Below are 18,119 nucleotides of genomic sequence, written 5' to 3' on the forward strand. Positions count from 1 at the left end.
AAAAGTGTAACCCATCTATCCGGAATGAACTGTCACCCATCTCTCGGGAAGGGCACTTCTCCTGATAGTCCCTATCGCCGAAGCTTCTACGCCGCAGCCTCTGCAAACGCCTGAAATTGTTGGTCTTTTCGGGTCAGTTCGCGAATTTGAGCGCGGTTGGGCCGTTTCGAGCGCATTTGGTCCAACGGCGGGTGGAGATGGTATTCCGTTGCTAATGGACATTCTGATGGTATTGAGACAGCCAAAGGAGATCTGATAAATGGCCCTTTCCGACGTGAAATGCCGAAACGCTCGCCCCGCTACTAAGCTTGTGAAACTCTCTGACAGTTGCGGACTCCAACTGTGGGTGCAGCCTACGGGATCTCGCCTCTGGCGCCTCGCATATCGCTTTGACGGCAAGCACCGGCGCGCGCCTCCGTGAAGTCGATGCTTGATGCCCAGCTTTCCGCTTGTTGATCGCAACATAGACGTGGGTGCGTCGAAGTTTCTTGATTTATCGCGGGCAAAGATCAGAAGCTCTCCAGGATGGCTCCGTATCGCTCGGCCCTACCTTTGAACGGCGATTTAGCCATTAAAGCTACCAACGCGGCCCCTGGACCGCACGACACGCGCAATTACATACAGTGGCAAATCCTAATAAGGAAAAATACGCCCACTCCATAAGGGATGACGAGAAGTCCGAGGGCGATCCAATAGCCCGGCTGCGCTATTGCCGCGAAATCTGAGCGAAGCTGTTTCATTGCCATCAAACGATGCGCCAACATCGTTGTTCCAAGGGGGCAACGGTCCGAGCGCAACATGACGTTCCCGATTTTTGCCAGCAATGGAACATGTTCTTGAGTTTTCAATTCGTGGCAGGATCAAAAGGCAGTGGAGATGTTTGGTGGCTCCTTTAACGCCAGAGCAGGTGACGGCGGCTCGGGCCCTGTTGAACTGGTCTCGGGTCAGTCTCGGGGCCAAGTGCGATTTGAGCGAGGTGGATATTCGCGAATTTGAGCGTGGTGGCCGTCTCCCCTCGCCAGAAAAGCTGCTTGCCGTGCGCCAGGCATTCCGGGCCGCCGGTATCGTGTTTTTCGGCCAGGACAGCTCGGGCAAGCCTGCCCTCCGATTGCAAATACCGGCTCTTGTTCCGATCATCAATCGTGGTGATGGCGGGGCTGGGACAGTCGGCAACAGCGAAATGTAGCCGCTCTTCATCCCGATCGGGGCGAGCGGTTCGGGGAAATCGCCTCTCAATTAGGTCGAGGTAGCTTTGCAAGCCTGCCGCAGCCGCAAACAGTCGAGCTTGCCAACGCTATGGTCCAACCTGTCGCGGACATTTGGTGCGGCCAGTGATCCAAACTGGTTCCGCTGCCCGGCGTCCTTACAGGCCAGCGGTCTTGGTCGGCTACAAACCTCTTCATGAAAGAGGAACAAAGCAGCCGGCTGTCAGTTCGGTAACATTCAACAAATTGTTCCGGATCATGGCTCATCGTCGGTTTTCGTTGCTAGCTTTGGGCCTTCTGGTCTTGGCGTTTGGCTCGACGCAGCAAAACGCCGCTCACGCGCAAGCGCCCTGCCCGGCCGATCACGACAAGCTGCTTTCGGCCTTGAAGGCCAACGTCAAGGCGAGCGGCGGCCCCGCGAATGGCGGCTTCGAGACCAATGAATGGGCGGCAATCGTTGCCCGCGACGGCACCGTCTGCGCCGTTGCCTTCAGTGGACCCACGGCCGATGCGCAATGGCCGGGCAGCCGGCTGATCGCGGCCGAGAAGGCCAACACGGCCAATGGCCTCAGCCTAGTGAACATGGCGCTGTCGACAGCCAATCTCTATGCCGGGGTGCAACCAGGCGGACCGCTGTTCGGTCTGCAGACCACCAATCCCGTCAACCAGGCAGCGGCTTACACAGGCGACCCCAAGACGTTCGGCAGCGCCAACGATCCGCTGATCGGCGAGCCGATCGGCGGCGTCGTCGTGTTCGGCGGGGGCCTGGCTCTCTACGACGGCAAGGCGATCGTCGGTGGCCTCGGGATCAGCGGCGATTCCTCCTGCGCTGACCACAACGTCGCCTGGCGCGTTCGCGCCGCCCTGGGGCTCGATAAGGTTCCGGCGGGCGTCAATCCCAACCGCAAGGATGCCATCATCTACGATCTTGATCCCGGCGGGAAAAGCGCCTCGGGCTGGGGCCACCCGCTTTGTGCCGGGCACGAGGCCGATATAGCGGCGGAAATCGGTTCCGGCGTCGGAGGTTCGACGCCGAAATGAAGCAAGCAGCGCAACCGGTACGATCCTGCGGGGAAGCCCCGATGACCAAGCGCTCGTCGGCGCCCCGAAAACATTCTCCGGGCGCCATTGCAGCGATGCTGTTGGTCTGCGCCCCCTTGCTGACAGCCGCTTCGGAATCGCCGCCGGCACCCGCGATCTCACCGCCTGCCGCGGCCGCGCCGCCCGATGACGGGCAATGGACGATGCCCGCCAAGAACTACGCCTCGACCCGCTATAGCGAGCTCGCCGAGATCAATGAAGGCAACGTCAAGAATCTGCAGGTCGCCTTCACCTTCTCGACCGGGGTGAACAAGGGCCAGGAAGCGGCGCCCTTGGTGGTCGGCAGCACGATGTACATCGTGAGCCCGTTTCCCAACATCGTCTACGCACTCGATCTCTCCAAGCCCGGCGCGCCGATCAAGTGGAAATACGAACCCAATCCTGAGCCCGCCGCGCAAGGGGTTGCCTGCTGCGACGTCGTCAACCGCGGCGCGGCTTTCGCGGATGGGCGCATCTTCTTCAACACGCTCGACGGCCACACCATCGCGCTCGATGCGAACACCGGCCAGCCGGTCTGGAACGCGCATGTCGGCAACATCAATATCGGCGAAACCATCACCATGGCGCCGCTTGTGGTGAAAGGCAAAGTGCTGGTCGGCAATTCCGGCGGCGAGATGGGCGTTCGCGGCTGGGTCAAGGCGCTCGACGCCGGCGACGGTCATGTCGTCTGGACGGCTTACAACACCGGCCCCGACAAGGAGGTGCTGATCGGCCCGGACTTCAAGCCGCATTACGACATGGACAAAGGCAAAGACCTCGGCGTCACGACATGGCCGCCGGAAGCCTGGAAGATCGGCGGCGGCAATATGTGGGGGTGGATTTCCTACGATCCGGATCTCAACCTTATCTTCCACGGCACCGGCAATCCCGGCCCCTGGAATCCCGATCTGCGGCCCGGCGACAACAAATGGACATCGGGCATTTTCGCCCGCGACCCCGATACCGGAGCGGCGAAATGGTTCTACCAGTGGACCCCGCACGACCTGCACGACTATGACGGCATCAACGAGCAGATCCTGCTCGACATGAACTGGCAGGGCAAGCCGCGCAAGGTGCTGGTCCGGCCGGAACGCAACGGCTATCTCTACGTCCTTGATCGCAGCACCGGCGAGGTCCTGTCCGCAAAGCCTTATGGCCCCGTCAACTCCAGCAAGGGCGTGGATCTCAAGACCGGCCGCCTGATCGAAAACCCGGACAAGCTGACGGGCACCGGCAAGGTCGTCCGCGACATCTGCCCGACCGCGTCGGGCCTCAAGGACTGGCAGCCTTCCGCCTTCTCGCCAAAGACCGGCCTGCTCTACATCCCGCACAACAATCTGTGCATGGACGAAGAAGGCGTCGAGGTGAACTACATCGCCGGCACGCCCTATGTCGGAATGAACGTCCGCATGATCCCGGGGCCGGGCGGCAACCGCGGCGCCTTCACCGCGTGGGATATCGCGGCCGAAAAACCCGCCTGGAGCCTCAAGGAGAATTTCCCGGTGTGGAGCGGCGCGGTGGTCACCGCCGGCGATGTGGTCTTTTATGGAACGATGGAAGGCTGGTTCAAGGCGGTGAGCGCCAAGACCGGCGACCTGCTCTGGCAGTTCAAGACCTCGTCCGGCATTATCGGCCAGCCCATCACCTATCGCGGCCCGGACGGCCACCAATACGTCGCCATCTTGTCCGGCGTCGGCGGATGGGCCGGCGCCATCGTGTCGGGCGATCTCGACCCGCGCGACGCCACTGCTGCGCTCGGTTTCGTTAACGCGATGAAGGACCTGAAGAACGCGACCACGGCGGGAGGCACGCTTTATGTGTTCCGTCTGCCCTGATGCGCTTGAGGTGACTGCGGTACTGACGCGCAAGGGGTTGCAGCGGATTGGCATGGGCATGGCCGCGCTCGCCTTGCTGCTCTTTCCGGCGACGGCCGGCGCTCGTGAACTCAGGGTCTGCGCCGACCCTAACAACCTGCCCTTTTCCAATGCAGCCGGACAGGGATTCGAGAACAGGATCGCCGAAATCATCGCCGCCGATCTCGGCGCGAAGCTGACCTACACCTGGTGGGCGCAGCGCCGCGGCTTCGTGCGCAACACGCTGAAGGCGGGTCTCTGCGATCTCGTGCCCGGCACGCCGGCCAATCTCGAAATGCTGCGCACCACCACTCCCTACTACCGATCGTCCTATGTCTTCGTGACCCGCCAGGACGGTCCCGACGTGGCCTCCTTCAACGACCCGCGGCTGCGCTACATGCGCATCGGCGTTCAACTCATCGGCGACGACGGAGCCAACTCGCCTCCGGTCCAGGCGCTCGGCCGCCGCGGCATCATCGGTCACTTGGTGGGCTATCCGGTCTATGGCGACTACTCCGCCCCCAATCCGCCGGCCCGCATCGTGGAGGCGGTGGCGAGCGGCGAGATCGACCTAGCCGTGGTATGGGGCCCGCTTGCCGGCTATTTTGCCCAGAAGCAGAAGGTCCCGCTGCGCATCACGCCGGTTGCGCCTCGCATCGACGGCCCGCAATTACCCATGATCTACGATATTTCGATGGGCGTGCGGCGCGAGGACGACGCCTTGCGCGGCGACGTGAACAATGCCTTGGCCAGGCACAAGGCGGAGATCGATGCATTGCTGGCGCAGTATGGCGTGCCGCGCCTCGATGCCTTGGGGGGCACGGTGCGATGAGGTGCGCTGTCGCCGTGCTCTTTCCTGTGGTGCTGATGCTCGTTGCCTGCCAGCGCGAGGAACGGGACACGCGCCCTCAATCGGCCCTCGGCTCGGGCGAGCAGCCGACACCGGTGACAACTCTGGAACCCGGCGGGCAGCGGCCCTCCCCCACAGACAACAAAGCGGCGAGCTTCGAGGCCAATGCCTTTCATCTGAGCGAAGGCAAGCGCCTGTTCGGTTGGTTCAACTGTTCAGGATGCCATGCCAATGGCGGCGGCGGCATGGGCCCGGCGCTGATGGACGAAAAGTGGATCTATGGCAGCTCGATGGAAAGCATCCATGCCACGATCCGCGATGGCCGTCCGAACGGCATGCCCAGCTTCCGCGACAAGATCCCGGACGACCAGATCTGGGAGCTTGCGGCCTTCGTTCGCTCGTTGAGCGGCAACGCGCCCTCCTCCGCCGCGCCATCCCGCAATGACGACATGATGGCGCACCCATCGGAAAACCGTATGCCGAATGCCGCCACGCTGGGGAAGTCGCCGTGAAACGCTTCGCCTCGATTGCGTTCGCCACGGCAATCGCCCTGTTTCTTCAGGGATGCGCAGGCTGGCAATCGGCGCTCGACCCGAAAGGTCCCGCGGCAAGTGAGCTCGCATGGCTGATTTGGTTCTTCACCGGCCTGTGCGCGGTGGTGTGGGTGCTGGTGATGATCGCTCTTGCCTTGCCATTAATGATCCGGCCACGAGAGCGCGCCGAGCCGCTTGTAATCGACGCCGATGCCGACAACCGCAAGCTGCGCGTGGTGTTGACCGCCGTAGCGCTGACCGCGGTGATCCTGGTCGGCCTCACGCTGCTCAGCTTCTTTGCCAACAGGACGCTTGCGGCGATCGGCTCGGACGCCGCGCTGACCATTCGGATCACCGGCCACCAATGGTGGTGGGAGGTGCGCTATGAGGACGCTACGCCGAGCCGCATCTTGACCACGGCGAACGAGATCCACATTCCAGCCGGCGAGCCGGTGCGGCTTCTTATCACCTCGACCGACGTGATTCACTCCTTCTGGGTGCCGAGCCTTTCCGGCAAGCTCGACCTCATTCCGGGCCACATGAACGTGCTCGACATCAAGGCCGATAAACCGGGCGTCTATCGTGGCCAATGCGCCGAGTTCTGCGGCGCGCAGCACGCCAACATGGGCACCTTCATCATCGCCGAGCCGCGCGAAAAGTTCGACGCCTGGTGGAACGATCAGCTGCAACCAGCCGCCGCTCCAATGAGCGACGAGGCCAAGGCAGGCGAGGACCTGTTCCTGAAACGCCCTTGCGTCATGTGTCACAAGGTCGGCGGCACCCCCGCCGGAGGAACGGTCGCTCCCGACCTGACGCATATAGCCAGCCGGCAAACGCTTGCGGCCGGAACATTGACGATGAGCCGCGGCAATCTCGCCGCCTGGATAGCCGATCCGCAAGGCATCAAGCCGGGTTCTCACATGCCGGTAGCCGATCTGAGCGGCGACGAGCTCAACGCCATCGTCGCCTATCTCGAGGGGCTGAAATGAGCAGCGCGGATCTCACCAGCGAACGCGATCTGCCGCCCGAACGCGAGGCGTCCGCCAAAGGCGATCTTGCACCCGAGCGCGACGGGCCGCGCGACACCGGCTTGGACGATACCAGCCTGCATCGGTGGCTGGCGCGGACGTGGCGTACGCCTCCCGGTATCATCGGCGCGCTGTCGAGCGTCGATCACAAGGTCATCGCACGGCGTTATCTGATCACCGCGTTCCTGTTTCTGTGTTTGGGCGGCCTCAACGCCGTTGTCATGCGCATCCAACTCTCCGGCCCGCGGCGCGGCCTGATCGGGCCGGATCTCTACAACCAGCTGTTCACGATGCACGGCGTCACCATGATGTTCCTGTTCGCTGTGCCCATCGTCCAGGCGACAGGAATCTATCTGGTGCCGTTAATGGTCGGCACCCGCAACATCGCCTTCCCGCGCCTCAATGCCTTCAGCTATTGGGTCTATGTCTCAGGAGGCCTCTTCGCCTGGGTGTCTTTCGCCCTCTCGATGGCGCCGGATGTCGGCTGGTTCGCCTATGTGCCGCTGTCCGGGCCGGAATACGCTCCAGGCAAGCGCGCCGACGTCTGGGCGCAGATGATCACCTATACAGAGGTGTCATCCCTGGCGGTCGCCGTCGCGACAATCGTCACCGTGTTCAAGCACCGGGCACCCGGTATGTCGCTCGACAAGATCCCGCTCTACGTCTGGGCATTGCTGGTCACGTCCTTCGTCGTCGTCTTCGCCATGCCGGCGGTAATGGTCACTTCGACCTTCCTGATCCTCGACCGGCTCGTCGGCACGCATATCTTCAACCCGGCGGAAGGCGGCGACGCGCTGCTGTTCCAGCATCTTTTCTGGTTCTTCGGACATCCCGAAGTCTACATCATCTTCCTGCCGGCGACCGGCATGGTCTCCGCCATCATCCCGGCCTTCGCCCGGCGCCCGACGTTCGGCCATCTCGGCTTGGTCCTGTCGTTGATCGCCGTCGGTTTCCTATCGTTCGGCCTCTGGGTCCACCACATGTTCGCGACCGGGCTGCCGAAACTGGGGGCCAGCTTCTTCACCGCGTCTAGCATGATGATTGCCATTCCTAACGGCGTTCAGATCTTCTGCTGGCTGGCGACTTTGTGGGACGGCAGACCGGTGATCCGCACGCCGCTGCTGTTCGTCTTCGGCTTCTTCTTCACCTTCGTCATCGGCGGCCTGACTGGCGTCATGCTTGCCTCAGTGCCGCTCGACCTGCAGGTGCACGACACCTATTTCGTCGTCGCTCATTTCCATTACGTGCTGATCGGCGGCTCGGTCTTTCCGCTGCTCGGAGCTGCCTATTTCTGGTTTCCCAAAATCACCGGCCGCATGATGAGCGAGCGCCTCGGGCGTTGGCACTTTTGGCTGGCGATGGTCGGCTTCAACGCGGCCTTCTTCCCCATGCATATTGTCGGCCTGTGGGGCATGCCGCGCAGGGTCTACACCTATCCGGCAGAGCTCGGCTGGGGGAACATCAATTTCTTCATCAGCGCCGGCGCGGTGCTCTTCTTCCTGAGCTTCGTGCTGTTTGCCTTCAACCTCGTCCACAGCGCATTGAGGGGTGCGCCTGCCGGCGACAATCCCTGGGACGCCGGCACGCTCGAATGGGCAACGTCCTCGCCGCCGCCCAGCTACAATTTCGCGCGCATTCCGATCGTGACGAATATCGAGCCGCTCTGGGCCCAGCGCGAGGCGCTCCCCGTCGCGACCGGGCTTCGCGTCGACGTGCGCGAGTTGGTCGTCTCGACGGTGGCGGAAGCCCATCCCGACATCCGCGAGAAATCGGCGACGCCGTCGATCTGGCCGCTGCTGGCGGCCATCGCCGTGGGCGGCACCTTCCTCTACTCGATCTTCACGCCCTGGGCGATCGTCTGGGGCGCCGCGCCGATCGCCATCACCTTGATCGGATGGTTCTGGCCCAAGGGCGATCCGGAGGACGAGGAATGAACCAGCGTCCCGCCATGGATCTTTCCGCCCTCCCGACCTTTGGACATGGCCCGCGTAGCCCGACCTGGTGGGGTACGCTTGGCTTCATGGCGTTGGAGGGCACGGGCTTTGCGCTGGCCGCCGGCGCCTATCTCTATCTCGCGACCTTGTGGCCCAACTGGCGCCTAAGCGCTCCACAGCCCAACCATTGGCCCGGAACGATCGTGACGCTGCTTCTCATCGCCAGCCTGATTCCCAACCACATACTGAACGGCTACGCCAAGCAATGCGCTATCGGACCGGTGCGGATCGGGATGGTGGTGATGTCGCTGCTCGGCATAGCGCCGCTCGTCGTACGCTGGTTCGAATTTCCCGCGCTGAACATCTACTGGGACACGAACGCCTACGGCTCGATGCTGTGGGTGCTGCTCGGTCTCCACACCACGCATCTGATCACCGATGTCGGCGACACGATCGTTCTGACGGTGCTGATGTTCACGCACCATGGCTACAGCGGCCGGCGCTTCGGCGATGTCGGCGACAATGTCTTCTACTGGGACTTCGTGGTCCTCACCTGGATCCCGATCTACCTGCTCATCTACTGGCTACCGAGGTTGGGCTGAGATGCGCGCGCTGCGGCTGGGCACGTCCTGGGGAGGTTTGTTGTCGGGGCCTTTGGCCTGGGCAATCTCGACGCAGCTGAACTATTCGCTCGTGCACTGGCAGTGCAATCGCCAGGTTCAGGTCGTGCTCCCGGTGGCGCTGTTGCTCGCGCTGTTTTCGCTGCTCGGCGGCGCGCTATCATGGCGGGCGAAGCGGCAAGGCGGCGCCGCCTTCAAGCCTGAGCGCACGCGCAGCACCGAGCGTTTCGTCGCCGATCTCGGCATGCTCGCGGCGCTGCTGTTCGCCCTCGTCATCCTCATGCAGGGCAGCGCCGCGCTTATCCTCGACGAGTGCCTGCGATGAGCCTCGAGGCCTTCTTTTCGACCTCGATCTGCTATGGCGCCGGCGCGCCCGAGGCCGGATGGACGTTGGCGTTTCCCATCACGCTTCCCTTGGCAGTGCTCGCGCTTATTTATGCGCTCGGCGCAAGCCGGCTATGGCGCCGCAGCGGCCGGGGCCGACCGGAACGGCTACGACAGGCTCTGTTGTTCGCGGCCGGTTGGGGCGTGTTGACGGGAGCGCTGGTCAGCCCGATACACGCGCTCGGCGAGCGCGTGTTCTCAGCCCATATGATCGAGCACGAGTTGCTGATGGCCGTAGCGGCGCCGCTCCTTGTCGCCGCCTGCCCCGGCGCGGCCTTGATGTGGGCATTGCCGGCCACACTTCGCAGAGGGACGGGAAAGCTCACCCACGGCAAGGTGCTGCAGGCGCTCTGGGCCCTCGCCGCGCGCCCGCTCAGCGCGACGGTGCTTCATGGGGTCGCGATCTGGATCTGGCATATTCCGGCACTGTTCGAGGCAGCGTTGCAGCAGGGGGTGTTGCACTACGCGCAGCATGCGAGTTTCCTCGGCACTGCCTTGCTGTTCTGGTGGGCGCTTCTGCCACGTTACGGCCGACGGCAAACCTATGGCAGCTCCGTCATGCATCTTTTCTTCACCTCGCTGCATACCGGCCTGCTCGGCGTCCTGTTGCTGCTATCGCCAAAACTCTGGTATCCGGCGAATGCCTCCGGCGCGGCGATCTGGGGCCTGAGCCCGGTCGAGGACCAGCAACTCGCCGGGCTAGTAATGTGGGTTCCGGCCGGCTTGATCTATGGCGGAGCGGCCTTGCTGCTCGCCGGCCTTTGGATAAGCAACAGTGGGACCAGGGAGGCGACGCATGCGCTCCGACCTGGCTAGGCTGATCGGCGGCGCCCTTGCCGCGATCCTCCTGCTGGCCGCCGCAGTCGGCGCGGCGGCCTTATGGACCGACCGGCGCGAGCGCGTCCGGCACGAGTCGGATGTGGCGACCGGCGGCGTGGGCGCACGCGCCATTCCGATCATGACCGCGAATGGCTGTTCCGGCTGCCATACGATTCCCGGCGTGCCGGGAGCGCAAGGCCAGGTCGGGCCGCGCCTCGACGGCAGCCTAGCCGGCCGTGTCTATATCGGCGGCGTGCTGGCGAACAATCCGGAGAACCTGATCCGCTGGATCCGGTCGGCAAGGGAAATCAACCCGCACACCGCCATGCCGTCGACAAGGATCACCGAGCAGCAGGCCCGCGATATCGCGGCCTATCTCTATGCCCTCAGATAATCAGCCTTCGCCGCCGCGCCGGGACCACAAGCCGCGGCCTGGATCGTAGCCGACCACCGCCGCCAGGAAGAATGCCCCAAGGCAGGCGACAACGACGAGCATGGAAACCACATCGAACCGCAGGTAGAGCGCGAAGCGGATCAGTTCGACCGCCGAGCTGAATGGGTTCCAGGCGGCGATCGTCGCCAGCGCCGGGCCGGCTTCGGCGAGCCGCCAGATCGGATAGAGCGCCGTCGAGGCAAAGAACATCGGGAAAATGACGAAGTTCATCACGCCGGCGAAGTTCTCCATCTGGGTGGAGATCGAGGACACCAATAGGCCGAACGCACCGAGCATCAGACCCGACAGCACGAGCGCCGGAAACACGGCAACATAGCCCAGGATCGGCGGCCGCACGTCCCAGAAGCGCGCCACGAAGAGGAACAGGTAGACCAGCGGCAGGCCGACGATCACGCTGGCCAGCAGGCGCGCGGCAAGCAGGTACCAGCGCGGCAAAGGTGCCGTCAGCAGCAGGCGCATGCTGCCCATCTCGCGGTCGTAGACCATGGCCAGCGAGCTTGCCATGGCATGAAACAGCAGCATCATGGCCACCAGCCCGGGCACAACATAGACCTCGTAGAGGACATAAGTCTGGTAAGGCGGCGTGATCGACAGGCCGAGTACCGAGCGGAAGCCGGCAGCGAAGATCGCCAGCCAGACAAGCGGACGGACCATCGCGGAGAACAGGCGCGCGCGCTGCCGCAGCGTGCGCAGCATTTCCCGCTGCAAGATGCCGTGGAGCGCCCGCAATGCGTGATGCGTCTTCATGGCGACCCCGTCAGCGAGGCGAATGCCTCCGCGATGCTTTCGACCCCAAGCTCGGGAGAAATGCGATCAGCGCGACCGGCCCAGCGCACCCTGCCCCGATCCAGCACGACGATGTCGTCATCGGCTCCCACTTCTTCGAGGAAATGCGTCGCCCACACAACGGCAATGCCGCGCTCGCGGCAAAGCTCTCTCACATGCCGCTCGAGCGCGCGCCGTCCCGGCACGTCGAGCCCGGCGGTCGGCTCGTCGAGCAGCAGCAGGCGCGGACCATGCATCAGCGCCCTTGCGATCTCCACGCGTCGGCGCTGACCGCCGGACAGCGCGCGGGCGGGATGATCGATCCTGTCCAGCACTCCCAGGCGGCTGAGTTCCTCCCTGGAGCGCTCCTTGCTCAGGTCTGTAGGAAGCCCGTGCAGGGCCGCGTGGTAGCGCAGGTTCTCCCCCACCGTCAGGTCGAGATCGAGCGTCGGCAGTTGGAAAACGATGCCCATTTGCGCGAGCGTGGCGGATGGGTTCGCCTCCATCGCCTGGCCAAAGACATGCACAGCTCCTGCCCGCGCGTGATAGAGACCAGTGATCAGCGAGAACAAAGTCGTCTTGCCGGCCCCGTTGCGTCCAAGCAGGACGCACATCCTCCCTTCAGCCACAGCGAACGAGACCCCCTGGAGAACCCGCCGGCTTCCGAAACTGTGGCCCAGATCCTCGACCGACAAGGCGTTCATGGGCCGATCACGACGCTCCATGGGCCGCGCCCCACCGGCAGCGATTTCACCACTTCCTGATTCTCCAGGTCGATGAAGGAGATATCGCCGGAGTTGCCGTTGGCGCTGATCAGGCGCTTCTGGTCGTCCGAGAGCGCAACATGCCATGGCCGCTGGCCGACAAGGTAGAGGCGCCGGACCGTCAGTGTCTTGGTATCGACCTCGGCAATCCTGTTGGCCGGACCGAGCGCTACATAGGCGTTATCGCCGTCGCGCGAAATTAGGATACCGACCGCCTGCACGCCCTCGCGCCGAATACCCGGCACCTCGAACTCGATCTTGCCCGTTTGAGCGCGCGTCGCGGCGTCGAACACCGTGGCGGTGCCGCGGATTTCGGACGACACCCACAATTGCTTGCCGTCCGGCGAAAACGCGGCCGCGCGCGGCCGCGTGTCGATGAGCAGATTGTCGATGAGCTCGAGCGTGGCGGCATCGATAAGATGAACCATGCTCGTGGTCTCGGAGGTGCAGGCGACCGTTCGGCCGTCGGCACTAACCGCCATACCTTCCGGCTCGACCCCGACATCGACGGTGCCGATAACCTTGGCCGCCGCGATATCCACGACCGAAACCAGATTGTCGTTCTCATTGGCCACAAAGAGCCGTTTGCCATCCGGGTGGGCGATGAAGAATTCCGGATCGGCGCCGGAAGGCAATCGACCGACCACCTGCCGCTTGGCGAGATCGACCATATCGATGCGGTTATCGTCGCCTTCGGCAACGAACAGCGTCTTCTTGTCGATCGAAAGCGCCATTCCGCGCGGACGCCGGCCGACTTCGATCGTGTCCTGAAGGGTCATGGTCGCCCCGTCGACGACCGCGACGGTGTTGTCCTGCTCGTTGGAAACGTAAATCGTCTCTGCCCTGGCGGAAGGAGCGAGGACCAACATCGAAAGGACGAGCGCGATCAGAACTTGCACGTGCTCTCCTCCAGATCGATGCCCAGAGTGTCGAGCGTCGTACGCTGGTGCAGGAAGCCCGGCTGTGGCGAGCTCGAGACGATCAGGCGAGGACCAGCGATAAGGATGGGCTGGCGCATCTGCCCGTCCCACTGACGGAAACTCAGCCCCTGTCCCTTGAAGCCGGCGAGAAGGAAATCGTCGCTGCGCAGATAGTTTCCGATCGCGGTCGGATCGAGACTGTGCAGCCGCGTTGCCGCCTCGCCAATGCTTCTGACGGCAAGCCAGGCGGCGTAGTCGCTGGGCAGCATCCAGCGCCCGGCGAGCTTGTGGAAGCGATCCTGGAGCTGCGTGGCGCCCCACTCCTCGTTGACCGCACTCCAGCCGGTTGCGACCAGCCCTTGCGTCCCGGCCACCGGCCTCGGAAGAGCGGTGCGCCCCTCGAGATAGGCGCCGAATTCATCCGCTTCATCGGCAGCAACCAGAACATCATAGTCGCTGACTTGCGTGGCGGCCGGGATCTCGGTCTGCAGCGTGACGTGCCCCGTGTCCGCGCGGCCATTGGCGGGCCGGAACGTCCAGGGCTGGTCGACGGTGATTTCCGCTCCGAAGCGCGTCGCGGCGCGCCGGAAGGCAGCCGCCATCGCCTGATCCTGCGGATGCGGGCCGACCAGCAGGAACCAGTGCTGCCAGCGTTTCCAGATCAGATATTGCGCCAGGGCGTCGGCGAGCATGGCGTGGCTCGGAATTGTATGCAGCACGTTCTTGCGGCAATCCTCCTGACGCAGGCGATCATCGGGCGCGCGGCTGTTGAACAGCGTCATCCGCTCGGCGCCAGGAGCTGCGCTCGCCTGCAGCAATTGGAGGGCATCCAGATCGGCAACCACAAAGCTGATGCGGGCGGCGGCGAATTCCTTGATTGCTTCGGCTGGCGTCTCGCCGGGCTTGAGGATGACTTGCTGCAACCGGAATTGCTGGCCGAGAAAGCGGCCGGTGCTGGCATCGTCGGCGATGCCGAGCCGGGCACCTTGCAGGCCGTCGTCGGTGACGACCTCGTCCAGCGGCCCGAGGGGCAGAGGTGGTTTGCGCTGTTCGCCGAGATAGCCGATCACCAACGTCTGCGGCTCGGCCAGACCGGGCAGGGCGATGGCGAGCAGCATGAGAAACGTCAGCGCCAGCCGCATCCGGCTCAGGTCGGGCAAGCCAAGTCGGATGTTCAATATCGGCATGGGCACTCCAGGATGGGAGCGACCCTAATGTTTTGAAAGAAGGAATGTTCCTGGATTCATGCCAACCGGGCCCGCCCCATTCAACCATCGGGGCGGGCCCCGCCTTCGACCGGTAGAGGGAGGACCGACCGCGACCCTAACAGCTGGAAATGCGGATTGTTCCTGGCAGTGGTCTGTCCCAAGTCAGCGTTTCGCGCTGTCGCTGTCGGCGTCCGCCCGCGTCAGGAACTTTTGCGTGACTTGCGGCAGGTTGCTCTTCAGCCACTCGGCCATGGCTTCTTCTTCGCGCAGGTTCTGTTCGCAAACACGGGCAATCTCAGCCTCGCCCGCGGCGTTGGCCGCGGCGATGAGGATCGTATAGGACGCGATTTCCATGTGCTCGAACGTGTAGCTCGCCAGAGAGCCTTTCATGACTTCGTCGCCGGCGAAGACGCCGCTGATCGACTGCGCTGTAGCGGTCAGCTTGCCGCCTGCGTCTTTCAACATGGAGGAACCTTCATCGAGGCCATCTAGGCAGGTTTTCAGCCGCCTCGCCTGCTCTTTCGTCTCTTCCAGATGGCTGCGAATTCGCTCGCTGAGTTCAGGGTAGCTCTCAATCCGGCTCAATTGCCCCGACAGCATCGTCTCTGCCTGTTCCTCCATGGCGTGAGCGTCCCTCAGCCATTGGACAAGCCATTCGCGCGATTCAGCCATTGCGGTGTCTCCATCTATCTGACGCCGCCCGAACCGAGGGAGGCGCGCATTGTTCCTTGAGTGTTGAAAAAGCGGCTACGATTTCCCGGACGAGGACGCGTCGGAATCGGAAAGTTTCTCGCGCACCGATTCGTCGGCCTTGTCGGCCGCGGCTTTGACGACCCCGCCGACCTTGTCGGCCAGCGTGCCCTCGCTCGATGCCTGCCGCTCGGCTTCGTCGCTTGCCGACTGGTAGGCTTCCGCCGCGACTTGCGTTGCGGTGTCGAGGCCTTCTTTCAAAGTGTCTTCGGCACTATCCCGAAGCCTCTCGCGATAGGTGCCCAATCGCTCGTCCTCGACCTCTGTGTGCGGCAGCATGGCGCCGATGGCAGCTCCGATGGCGAGGCCGACGGCAGCCACTGCGAGAGGCTGGTCCTCAAGCAGACTATGTGCCGAGCGGCTGGCACTTGTTGCCATATCGGCCGCAGCCGCCGCCGAGCTCGCCAGTGTGTCGGCTGCGCTGCTTGCCACGTTCGACACTGTGCCGGCGGCTTCGTTAGCCATTCCCGAGACAGTTCCGGCCGCCCCGCTGGCCGCTTCGGCGACAGCGCCTGCCGCATCCGAGGCGGTCGAACCCATTCCAGCGCCGAACGCTCCATGATCGAGGCCAAGACCGCGCCGCGTCACACCATCGGTACCAGCCGGGGTGGCGGAGGCACCACTGCCCAACATCAGCCAGGCCAGGCCCGCGCCGATCACCGTCAGCGGCAATGGATTGTCCCGAACCTGGGCCTTCAGGTTGTGAAGCATTTCGGAGCCCGCGCCGCCTCTGAAATGCCCGGTGAATTCGTCAAAGAGCTGCCCTGGGGTCATCTTGTCGCGAATGGAGTCTGCGGTCGCCACCACTCTTGCGCGCGTGGCTTCCGCTTCGCGTTCGAGCTCTGCTGCGGATCTCTCGGTCATCTCGCTTGTTCCTTGATCACGTTCACGTCACGCTTGAGCTGTTCCTGTGTACGGTCCGGCGCGAGCTCGGAAGGCGCCATGCTCGCCATGCCGGTCCGCAACAGGATCACGCCAAGCACGGCCACGACCACGCCCACGAGCAAAGCGGACCACCCGGCGCCCAGACCAAGGCGGGCCAGAGCGATAACGAGCGCCTGCAACAAAACCAGCAGCGCAGCGAGCAGACATATCGCGCCGCCCAGCACCTCGACGGCGCCTGCGCCAGCCTTGGTCGCGTTCTCCGAGATCTCCGCTCTTAGGAGCCTCGCCTCCGTTTGCACGAGCGTGCTCACCTGTTGCGCCAGATCGGCGACCAATGTGCCGAGACTTGGATTATCGTGAGTGCTCATTTCTTCAGCTCCGCTGCCTTGCCGGGTATGCCGCCGTCGGAACCCCAATTTGAGGGAGCGCTATCCCGTCGTGCACTCCTTCCCAGGCCGGTTTGTCCGGAATGTCCAGACTTGGCTGCGGCCTGCGTCGGGCGGCGCGTGCCGGGCGGCGAAGCCTTCATGAAGCGGCCGAGTGCCAATCCCGCCAAAACCGAACCGGCAAGAAGCGCTCCAGGATTCTCGCGGCCAAAGGACTGAACGTCTTCGAGCACTTGTCCGAACGGCTTCTCCCTCAACGAGGAGGACAGCCGCTCCAGCCCGCTTGCGGCCTCCTGCATGAACTTCGAGGCCGCACTCTGGTCGCTGTTAGCCAAGTGATCGCTCGCGGCGCGCAGGGCGCCGCCGAAAGCGGCCAGGCTCGATCCGATATCGCGCTGCGTCTGCTCCGCTTTTTCGGAGACGGCCTGCTGGGCTTCGGCGGCATACGCTCCAGCCCTGCGGGCGACCTCGTCGCCGGCATCGTGGAGAGCTTCGCCGGCGCTTTGCGTTTCTTGCCGGATTCGGTCGGAAACTTCGTCCTTGGCTTTGGCAAAGTCGGCGGACTCAGGGCCCCGATCATTCTCGCGCTGCATGGTGCCTCCTAGTGAAAGCCGAGGAAGGAAAGCACTGCCAGCACGACGACGATCAGACCAATGAGATAGATGACACTGTTCATGGTGCAGCCTCCTCGATTTAGTTCGAACTTCCTGCCGGCTACGATGTTCCCCTGGACGAGCAGCTTTTTAGCGAGTTCTCATTTGCCCATGGGCTTTGCCTTCAAAGCGGCAAGCTTCTCGTCTGGGCAAAGCAGCCTGGGGCGTGTCGGATCGGAAATTTCGATCTTGTCCCAGGGAATGCGATAAAGGCCCTCGCGGCGCCTCAGCGCGAAGAAGTCGAGCAATGCAGCGCCGACAGTCGAAGCGGACAAGCGCTCCAATGCGGCGAAGATGCCGACATGAAATTCGGTGGCGACGAGGTCGTCGCCGTCCCGCTCCGCGACGATCTCTTCGATATAGCCGATGCTCCTGCCGCGCTCGGAGAATACGGGCCTGCCGGCAAGATGCTCGAAATTTACAGTCCCCATCCTCGCCCAGATGAGCTGGTAGCCGAACAATGCACCGGCCTGCGCCGCCGTCGCCATCGAGCCGACCTCCAGGAAGCCGCCGACGCTGGTCACGACACCGAGTGAAATTTCAAGCAGCTTCTTCATTGCTGCTGCGCAAAATACTGGCGATAGGCCACAGCGAGATCGCCTTGCGCGGCCCGAAGCTCCTGTTGCGCCTGACCGACCTGGGCATCCTGTTCGGCCTCGACCGCGTCCTTGGCCCGCCTTGCCGCATTCGACAGCCGGGTAACAGCCGCTACCAACGAATCTCGCTTTCCCCGGTCGGAGGGAGACGCCGATTCCACTTGCCGGCCGGCGGCGAGTGTCTCGGCGAAGGTTTGCAATGCAGAGGACGCATAATGGGACGGCGCGGCGCCGGAGAGCCAGGCGCCGCTCACCAGCACTGCCGCCTGCGCCGTCGAGGCCGCAAGCTTCGATTGCTGGTCAATCGTTTCAGACGAGGAGCAAGAGGCAAGCGCCAGCGCCAGCAGGGGCAGGAAGGCCCGGCTCGGCCGGGCAACGGTGCGCAACATCTTCCCCTCGCTGCAATCGCATCAAATCCCGAAGATCAAGCCG

At 63.6% G+C, this 18,119-nt stretch carries 21 protein-coding genes and 1 pseudogene; 12 read left to right on the forward strand and 10 right to left on the reverse strand.

Translation table 11 applies throughout. From position 1 onward, the window contains the following. Positions 1 to 259: 259 nt before the first annotated feature. From LB538_RS11755 to LB538_RS11810, 12 genes and pseudogenes are all read left to right on the forward strand, one after another. Positions 260 to 406, forward strand: a pseudogene (locus LB538_RS11755) (Arm DNA-binding domain-containing protein); the annotation flags it as partial. A 417-nt stretch (positions 407 to 823) separates the two neighbouring features. Further along, on the forward strand, positions 824 to 1,186 hold the full coding sequence (locus tag LB538_RS11760) for a multiprotein-bridging factor 1 family protein (RefSeq protein WP_224523220.1): 363 nt from the start codon (positions 824 to 826) through the stop codon (positions 1,184 to 1,186). 322 nt (positions 1,187 to 1,508) lie between these two features. Continuing rightward, on the forward strand, positions 1,509 to 2,246 hold the full coding sequence (locus LB538_RS11765; RefSeq protein WP_224523221.1) for a heme-binding protein: 738 nt from the start codon (positions 1,509 to 1,511) through the stop codon (positions 2,244 to 2,246). A gap of 41 nt (positions 2,247 to 2,287) precedes the next feature. Continuing rightward, positions 2,288 to 4,120 carry a methanol/ethanol family PQQ-dependent dehydrogenase gene (locus LB538_RS11770; protein WP_224523222.1) on the forward strand — a complete coding sequence of 611 codons (1,833 nt, stop codon included), beginning with the start codon at positions 2,288 to 2,290 and terminating at the stop codon, positions 4,118 to 4,120. Further along, a complete protein-coding gene (locus LB538_RS11775) occupies positions 4,101 to 4,970 on the forward strand; it encodes a substrate-binding domain-containing protein (protein ID WP_224523223.1) in 870 nt (289 codons plus the stop codon). Before LB538_RS11770 ends, LB538_RS11775 begins: the two co-directional genes overlap by 20 nt. Continuing rightward, positions 4,967 to 5,500 carry a c-type cytochrome gene (locus tag LB538_RS11780; protein ID WP_095768543.1) on the forward strand — a complete coding sequence of 178 codons (534 nt, stop codon included), beginning with the start codon at positions 4,967 to 4,969 and terminating at the stop codon, positions 5,498 to 5,500. The genes LB538_RS11775 and LB538_RS11780 overlap by 4 nt, the downstream gene beginning before the upstream one ends. Continuing rightward, on the forward strand, positions 5,497 to 6,510 hold the full coding sequence (coxB, locus tag LB538_RS11785) for a cytochrome c oxidase subunit II (RefSeq protein WP_224523224.1): 1,014 nt from the start codon (positions 5,497 to 5,499) through the stop codon (positions 6,508 to 6,510). The genes LB538_RS11780 and coxB overlap by 4 nt, the downstream gene beginning before the upstream one ends. Then, positions 6,507 to 8,483 (forward strand): cytochrome c oxidase subunit I, encoded by a 1,977-nt coding sequence (gene ctaD, locus LB538_RS11790; RefSeq protein WP_224523225.1) that lies wholly within the window; start codon positions 6,507 to 6,509, stop codon positions 8,481 to 8,483. The genes coxB and ctaD overlap by 4 nt, the downstream gene beginning before the upstream one ends. After that, a complete protein-coding gene (locus LB538_RS11795) occupies positions 8,480 to 9,085 on the forward strand; it encodes a heme-copper oxidase subunit III (protein WP_095768541.1) in 606 nt (201 codons plus the stop codon). Before ctaD ends, LB538_RS11795 begins: the two co-directional genes overlap by 4 nt. A 1-nt stretch (position 9,086) precedes the next feature. Next, the gene (locus tag LB538_RS11800; protein WP_095768540.1) at positions 9,087 to 9,428 is read left to right on the forward strand and encodes a hypothetical protein; all 342 of its coding nucleotides are present in this window, start codon (positions 9,087 to 9,089) and stop codon (positions 9,426 to 9,428) included. Beyond that, entirely contained in the window at positions 9,425 to 10,303 is an 879-nt protein-coding gene (locus LB538_RS11805; protein ID WP_224523228.1) for a cytochrome c oxidase assembly protein, read from the forward strand. The genes LB538_RS11800 and LB538_RS11805 overlap by 4 nt, the downstream gene beginning before the upstream one ends. Beyond that, positions 10,284 to 10,700 (forward strand): c-type cytochrome, encoded by a 417-nt coding sequence (locus LB538_RS11810; RefSeq protein WP_224510172.1) that lies wholly within the window; start codon positions 10,284 to 10,286, stop codon positions 10,698 to 10,700. Before LB538_RS11805 ends, LB538_RS11810 begins: the two co-directional genes overlap by 20 nt. Here LB538_RS11810 and LB538_RS11815 read toward each other — a convergent pair whose 3' ends face one another. From LB538_RS11815 to LB538_RS11860, 10 genes are all read right to left on the reverse strand, one after another. Further along, on the reverse strand, positions 10,701 to 11,507 hold the full coding sequence (locus LB538_RS11815) for an ABC transporter permease (protein WP_224523229.1): 807 nt from the start codon (positions 11,505 to 11,507) through the stop codon (positions 10,701 to 10,703). Next, a complete protein-coding gene (locus LB538_RS11820; protein WP_224523230.1) occupies positions 11,504 to 12,229 on the reverse strand; it encodes an ABC transporter ATP-binding protein in 726 nt (241 codons plus the stop codon). The genes LB538_RS11815 and LB538_RS11820 overlap by 4 nt, the downstream gene beginning before the upstream one ends. Continuing rightward, on the reverse strand, positions 12,226 to 13,188 hold the full coding sequence (locus LB538_RS11825; RefSeq protein WP_224523231.1) for a PQQ-dependent catabolism-associated beta-propeller protein: 963 nt from the start codon (positions 13,186 to 13,188) through the stop codon (positions 12,226 to 12,228). The genes LB538_RS11820 and LB538_RS11825 overlap by 4 nt, the downstream gene beginning before the upstream one ends. After that, a complete protein-coding gene (locus LB538_RS11830; RefSeq protein ID WP_224523232.1) occupies positions 13,176 to 14,369 on the reverse strand; it encodes an ABC transporter substrate-binding protein in 1,194 nt (397 codons plus the stop codon). Before LB538_RS11830 ends, LB538_RS11825 begins: the two co-directional genes overlap by 13 nt. A 210-nt stretch (positions 14,370 to 14,579) precedes the next feature. Continuing rightward, positions 14,580 to 15,089: a ferritin-like domain-containing protein gene (locus LB538_RS11835; protein ID WP_095768533.1), complete on the reverse strand. Its 510-nt coding sequence runs from the start codon at positions 15,087 to 15,089 to the stop codon at positions 14,580 to 14,582. 75 nt (positions 15,090 to 15,164) lie between these two features. Continuing rightward, positions 15,165 to 16,031, reverse strand: a complete 867-nt coding sequence (locus tag LB538_RS11840) for a DUF3618 domain-containing protein (protein WP_224523233.1) — start codon at positions 16,029 to 16,031, stop codon at positions 15,165 to 15,167. Beyond that, positions 16,028 to 16,420, reverse strand: a complete 393-nt coding sequence (locus tag LB538_RS11845) for a phage holin family protein (protein ID WP_095768531.1) — start codon at positions 16,418 to 16,420, stop codon at positions 16,028 to 16,030. The genes LB538_RS11840 and LB538_RS11845 overlap by 4 nt, the downstream gene beginning before the upstream one ends. Beyond that, positions 16,417 to 17,031 carry a hypothetical protein gene (locus LB538_RS11850; RefSeq protein WP_224523234.1) on the reverse strand — a complete coding sequence of 205 codons (615 nt, stop codon included), beginning with the start codon at positions 17,029 to 17,031 and terminating at the stop codon, positions 16,417 to 16,419. Before LB538_RS11850 ends, LB538_RS11845 begins: the two co-directional genes overlap by 4 nt. Positions 17,032 to 17,192: 161 nt before the next feature. Then, the gene (locus tag LB538_RS11855) at positions 17,193 to 17,648 is read right to left on the reverse strand and encodes a hypothetical protein (protein ID WP_224523236.1); all 456 of its coding nucleotides are present in this window, start codon (positions 17,646 to 17,648) and stop codon (positions 17,193 to 17,195) included. Continuing rightward, positions 17,645 to 18,076, reverse strand: a complete 432-nt coding sequence (locus LB538_RS11860; protein ID WP_224523238.1) for a hypothetical protein — start codon at positions 18,074 to 18,076, stop codon at positions 17,645 to 17,647. The genes LB538_RS11855 and LB538_RS11860 overlap by 4 nt, the downstream gene beginning before the upstream one ends. Positions 18,077 to 18,119 lie beyond the last annotated feature (43 nt).

This window comes from Mesorhizobium sp. Ca11, assembly GCF_020165275.1.
Lineage (GTDB): Bacteria > Pseudomonadota > Alphaproteobacteria > Rhizobiales > Rhizobiaceae > Mesorhizobium.

Bases quoted from the DNA above. Each gene is read 5' to 3' on its own strand.
- LB538_RS11795 (WP_095768541.1), top strand. From the start codon at position 8,480: ATGAACCAGCGTCCCGCCATGGATCTTTCCGCCCTCCCGACCTTTGGA.
- LB538_RS11855 (WP_224523236.1), bottom strand. From the start codon at position 17,648: ATGAAGAAGCTGCTTGAAATTTCACTCGGTGTCGTGACCAGCGTCGGC.
- LB538_RS11835 (WP_095768533.1), bottom strand. From the start codon at position 15,089: ATGGCTGAATCGCGCGAATGGCTTGTCCAATGGCTGAGGGACGCTCAC.
- LB538_RS11820 (WP_224523230.1), bottom strand. From the start codon at position 12,229: ATGAACGCCTTGTCGGTCGAGGATCTGGGCCACAGTTTCGGAAGCCGG.
- LB538_RS11815 (WP_224523229.1), bottom strand. From the start codon at position 11,507: ATGAAGACGCATCACGCATTGCGGGCGCTCCACGGCATCTTGCAGCGG.
- LB538_RS11840 (WP_224523233.1), bottom strand. From the start codon at position 16,031: ATGACCGAGAGATCCGCAGCAGAGCTCGAACGCGAAGCGGAAGCCACG.
- LB538_RS11845 (WP_095768531.1), bottom strand. From the start codon at position 16,420: ATGAGCACTCACGATAATCCAAGTCTCGGCACATTGGTCGCCGATCTG.
- LB538_RS11850 (WP_224523234.1), bottom strand. From the start codon at position 17,031: ATGCAGCGCGAGAATGATCGGGGCCCTGAGTCCGCCGACTTTGCCAAA.
- LB538_RS11860 (WP_224523238.1), bottom strand. From the start codon at position 18,076: ATGTTGCGCACCGTTGCCCGGCCGAGCCGGGCCTTCCTGCCCCTGCTG.
- LB538_RS11775 (WP_224523223.1), top strand. From the start codon at position 4,101: ATGTGTTCCGTCTGCCCTGATGCGCTTGAGGTGACTGCGGTACTGACG.
- ctaD (WP_224523225.1), top strand. From the start codon at position 6,507: ATGAGCAGCGCGGATCTCACCAGCGAACGCGATCTGCCGCCCGAACGC.
- LB538_RS11800 (WP_095768540.1), top strand. From the start codon at position 9,087: ATGCGCGCGCTGCGGCTGGGCACGTCCTGGGGAGGTTTGTTGTCGGGG.
- LB538_RS11810 (WP_224510172.1), top strand. From the start codon at position 10,284: ATGCGCTCCGACCTGGCTAGGCTGATCGGCGGCGCCCTTGCCGCGATC.
- LB538_RS11805 (WP_224523228.1), top strand. From the start codon at position 9,425: ATGAGCCTCGAGGCCTTCTTTTCGACCTCGATCTGCTATGGCGCCGGC.
- LB538_RS11780 (WP_095768543.1), top strand. From the start codon at position 4,967: ATGAGGTGCGCTGTCGCCGTGCTCTTTCCTGTGGTGCTGATGCTCGTT.
- LB538_RS11760 (WP_224523220.1), top strand. From the start codon at position 824: ATGGAACATGTTCTTGAGTTTTCAATTCGTGGCAGGATCAAAAGGCAG.
- LB538_RS11770 (WP_224523222.1), top strand. From the start codon at position 2,288: ATGACCAAGCGCTCGTCGGCGCCCCGAAAACATTCTCCGGGCGCCATT.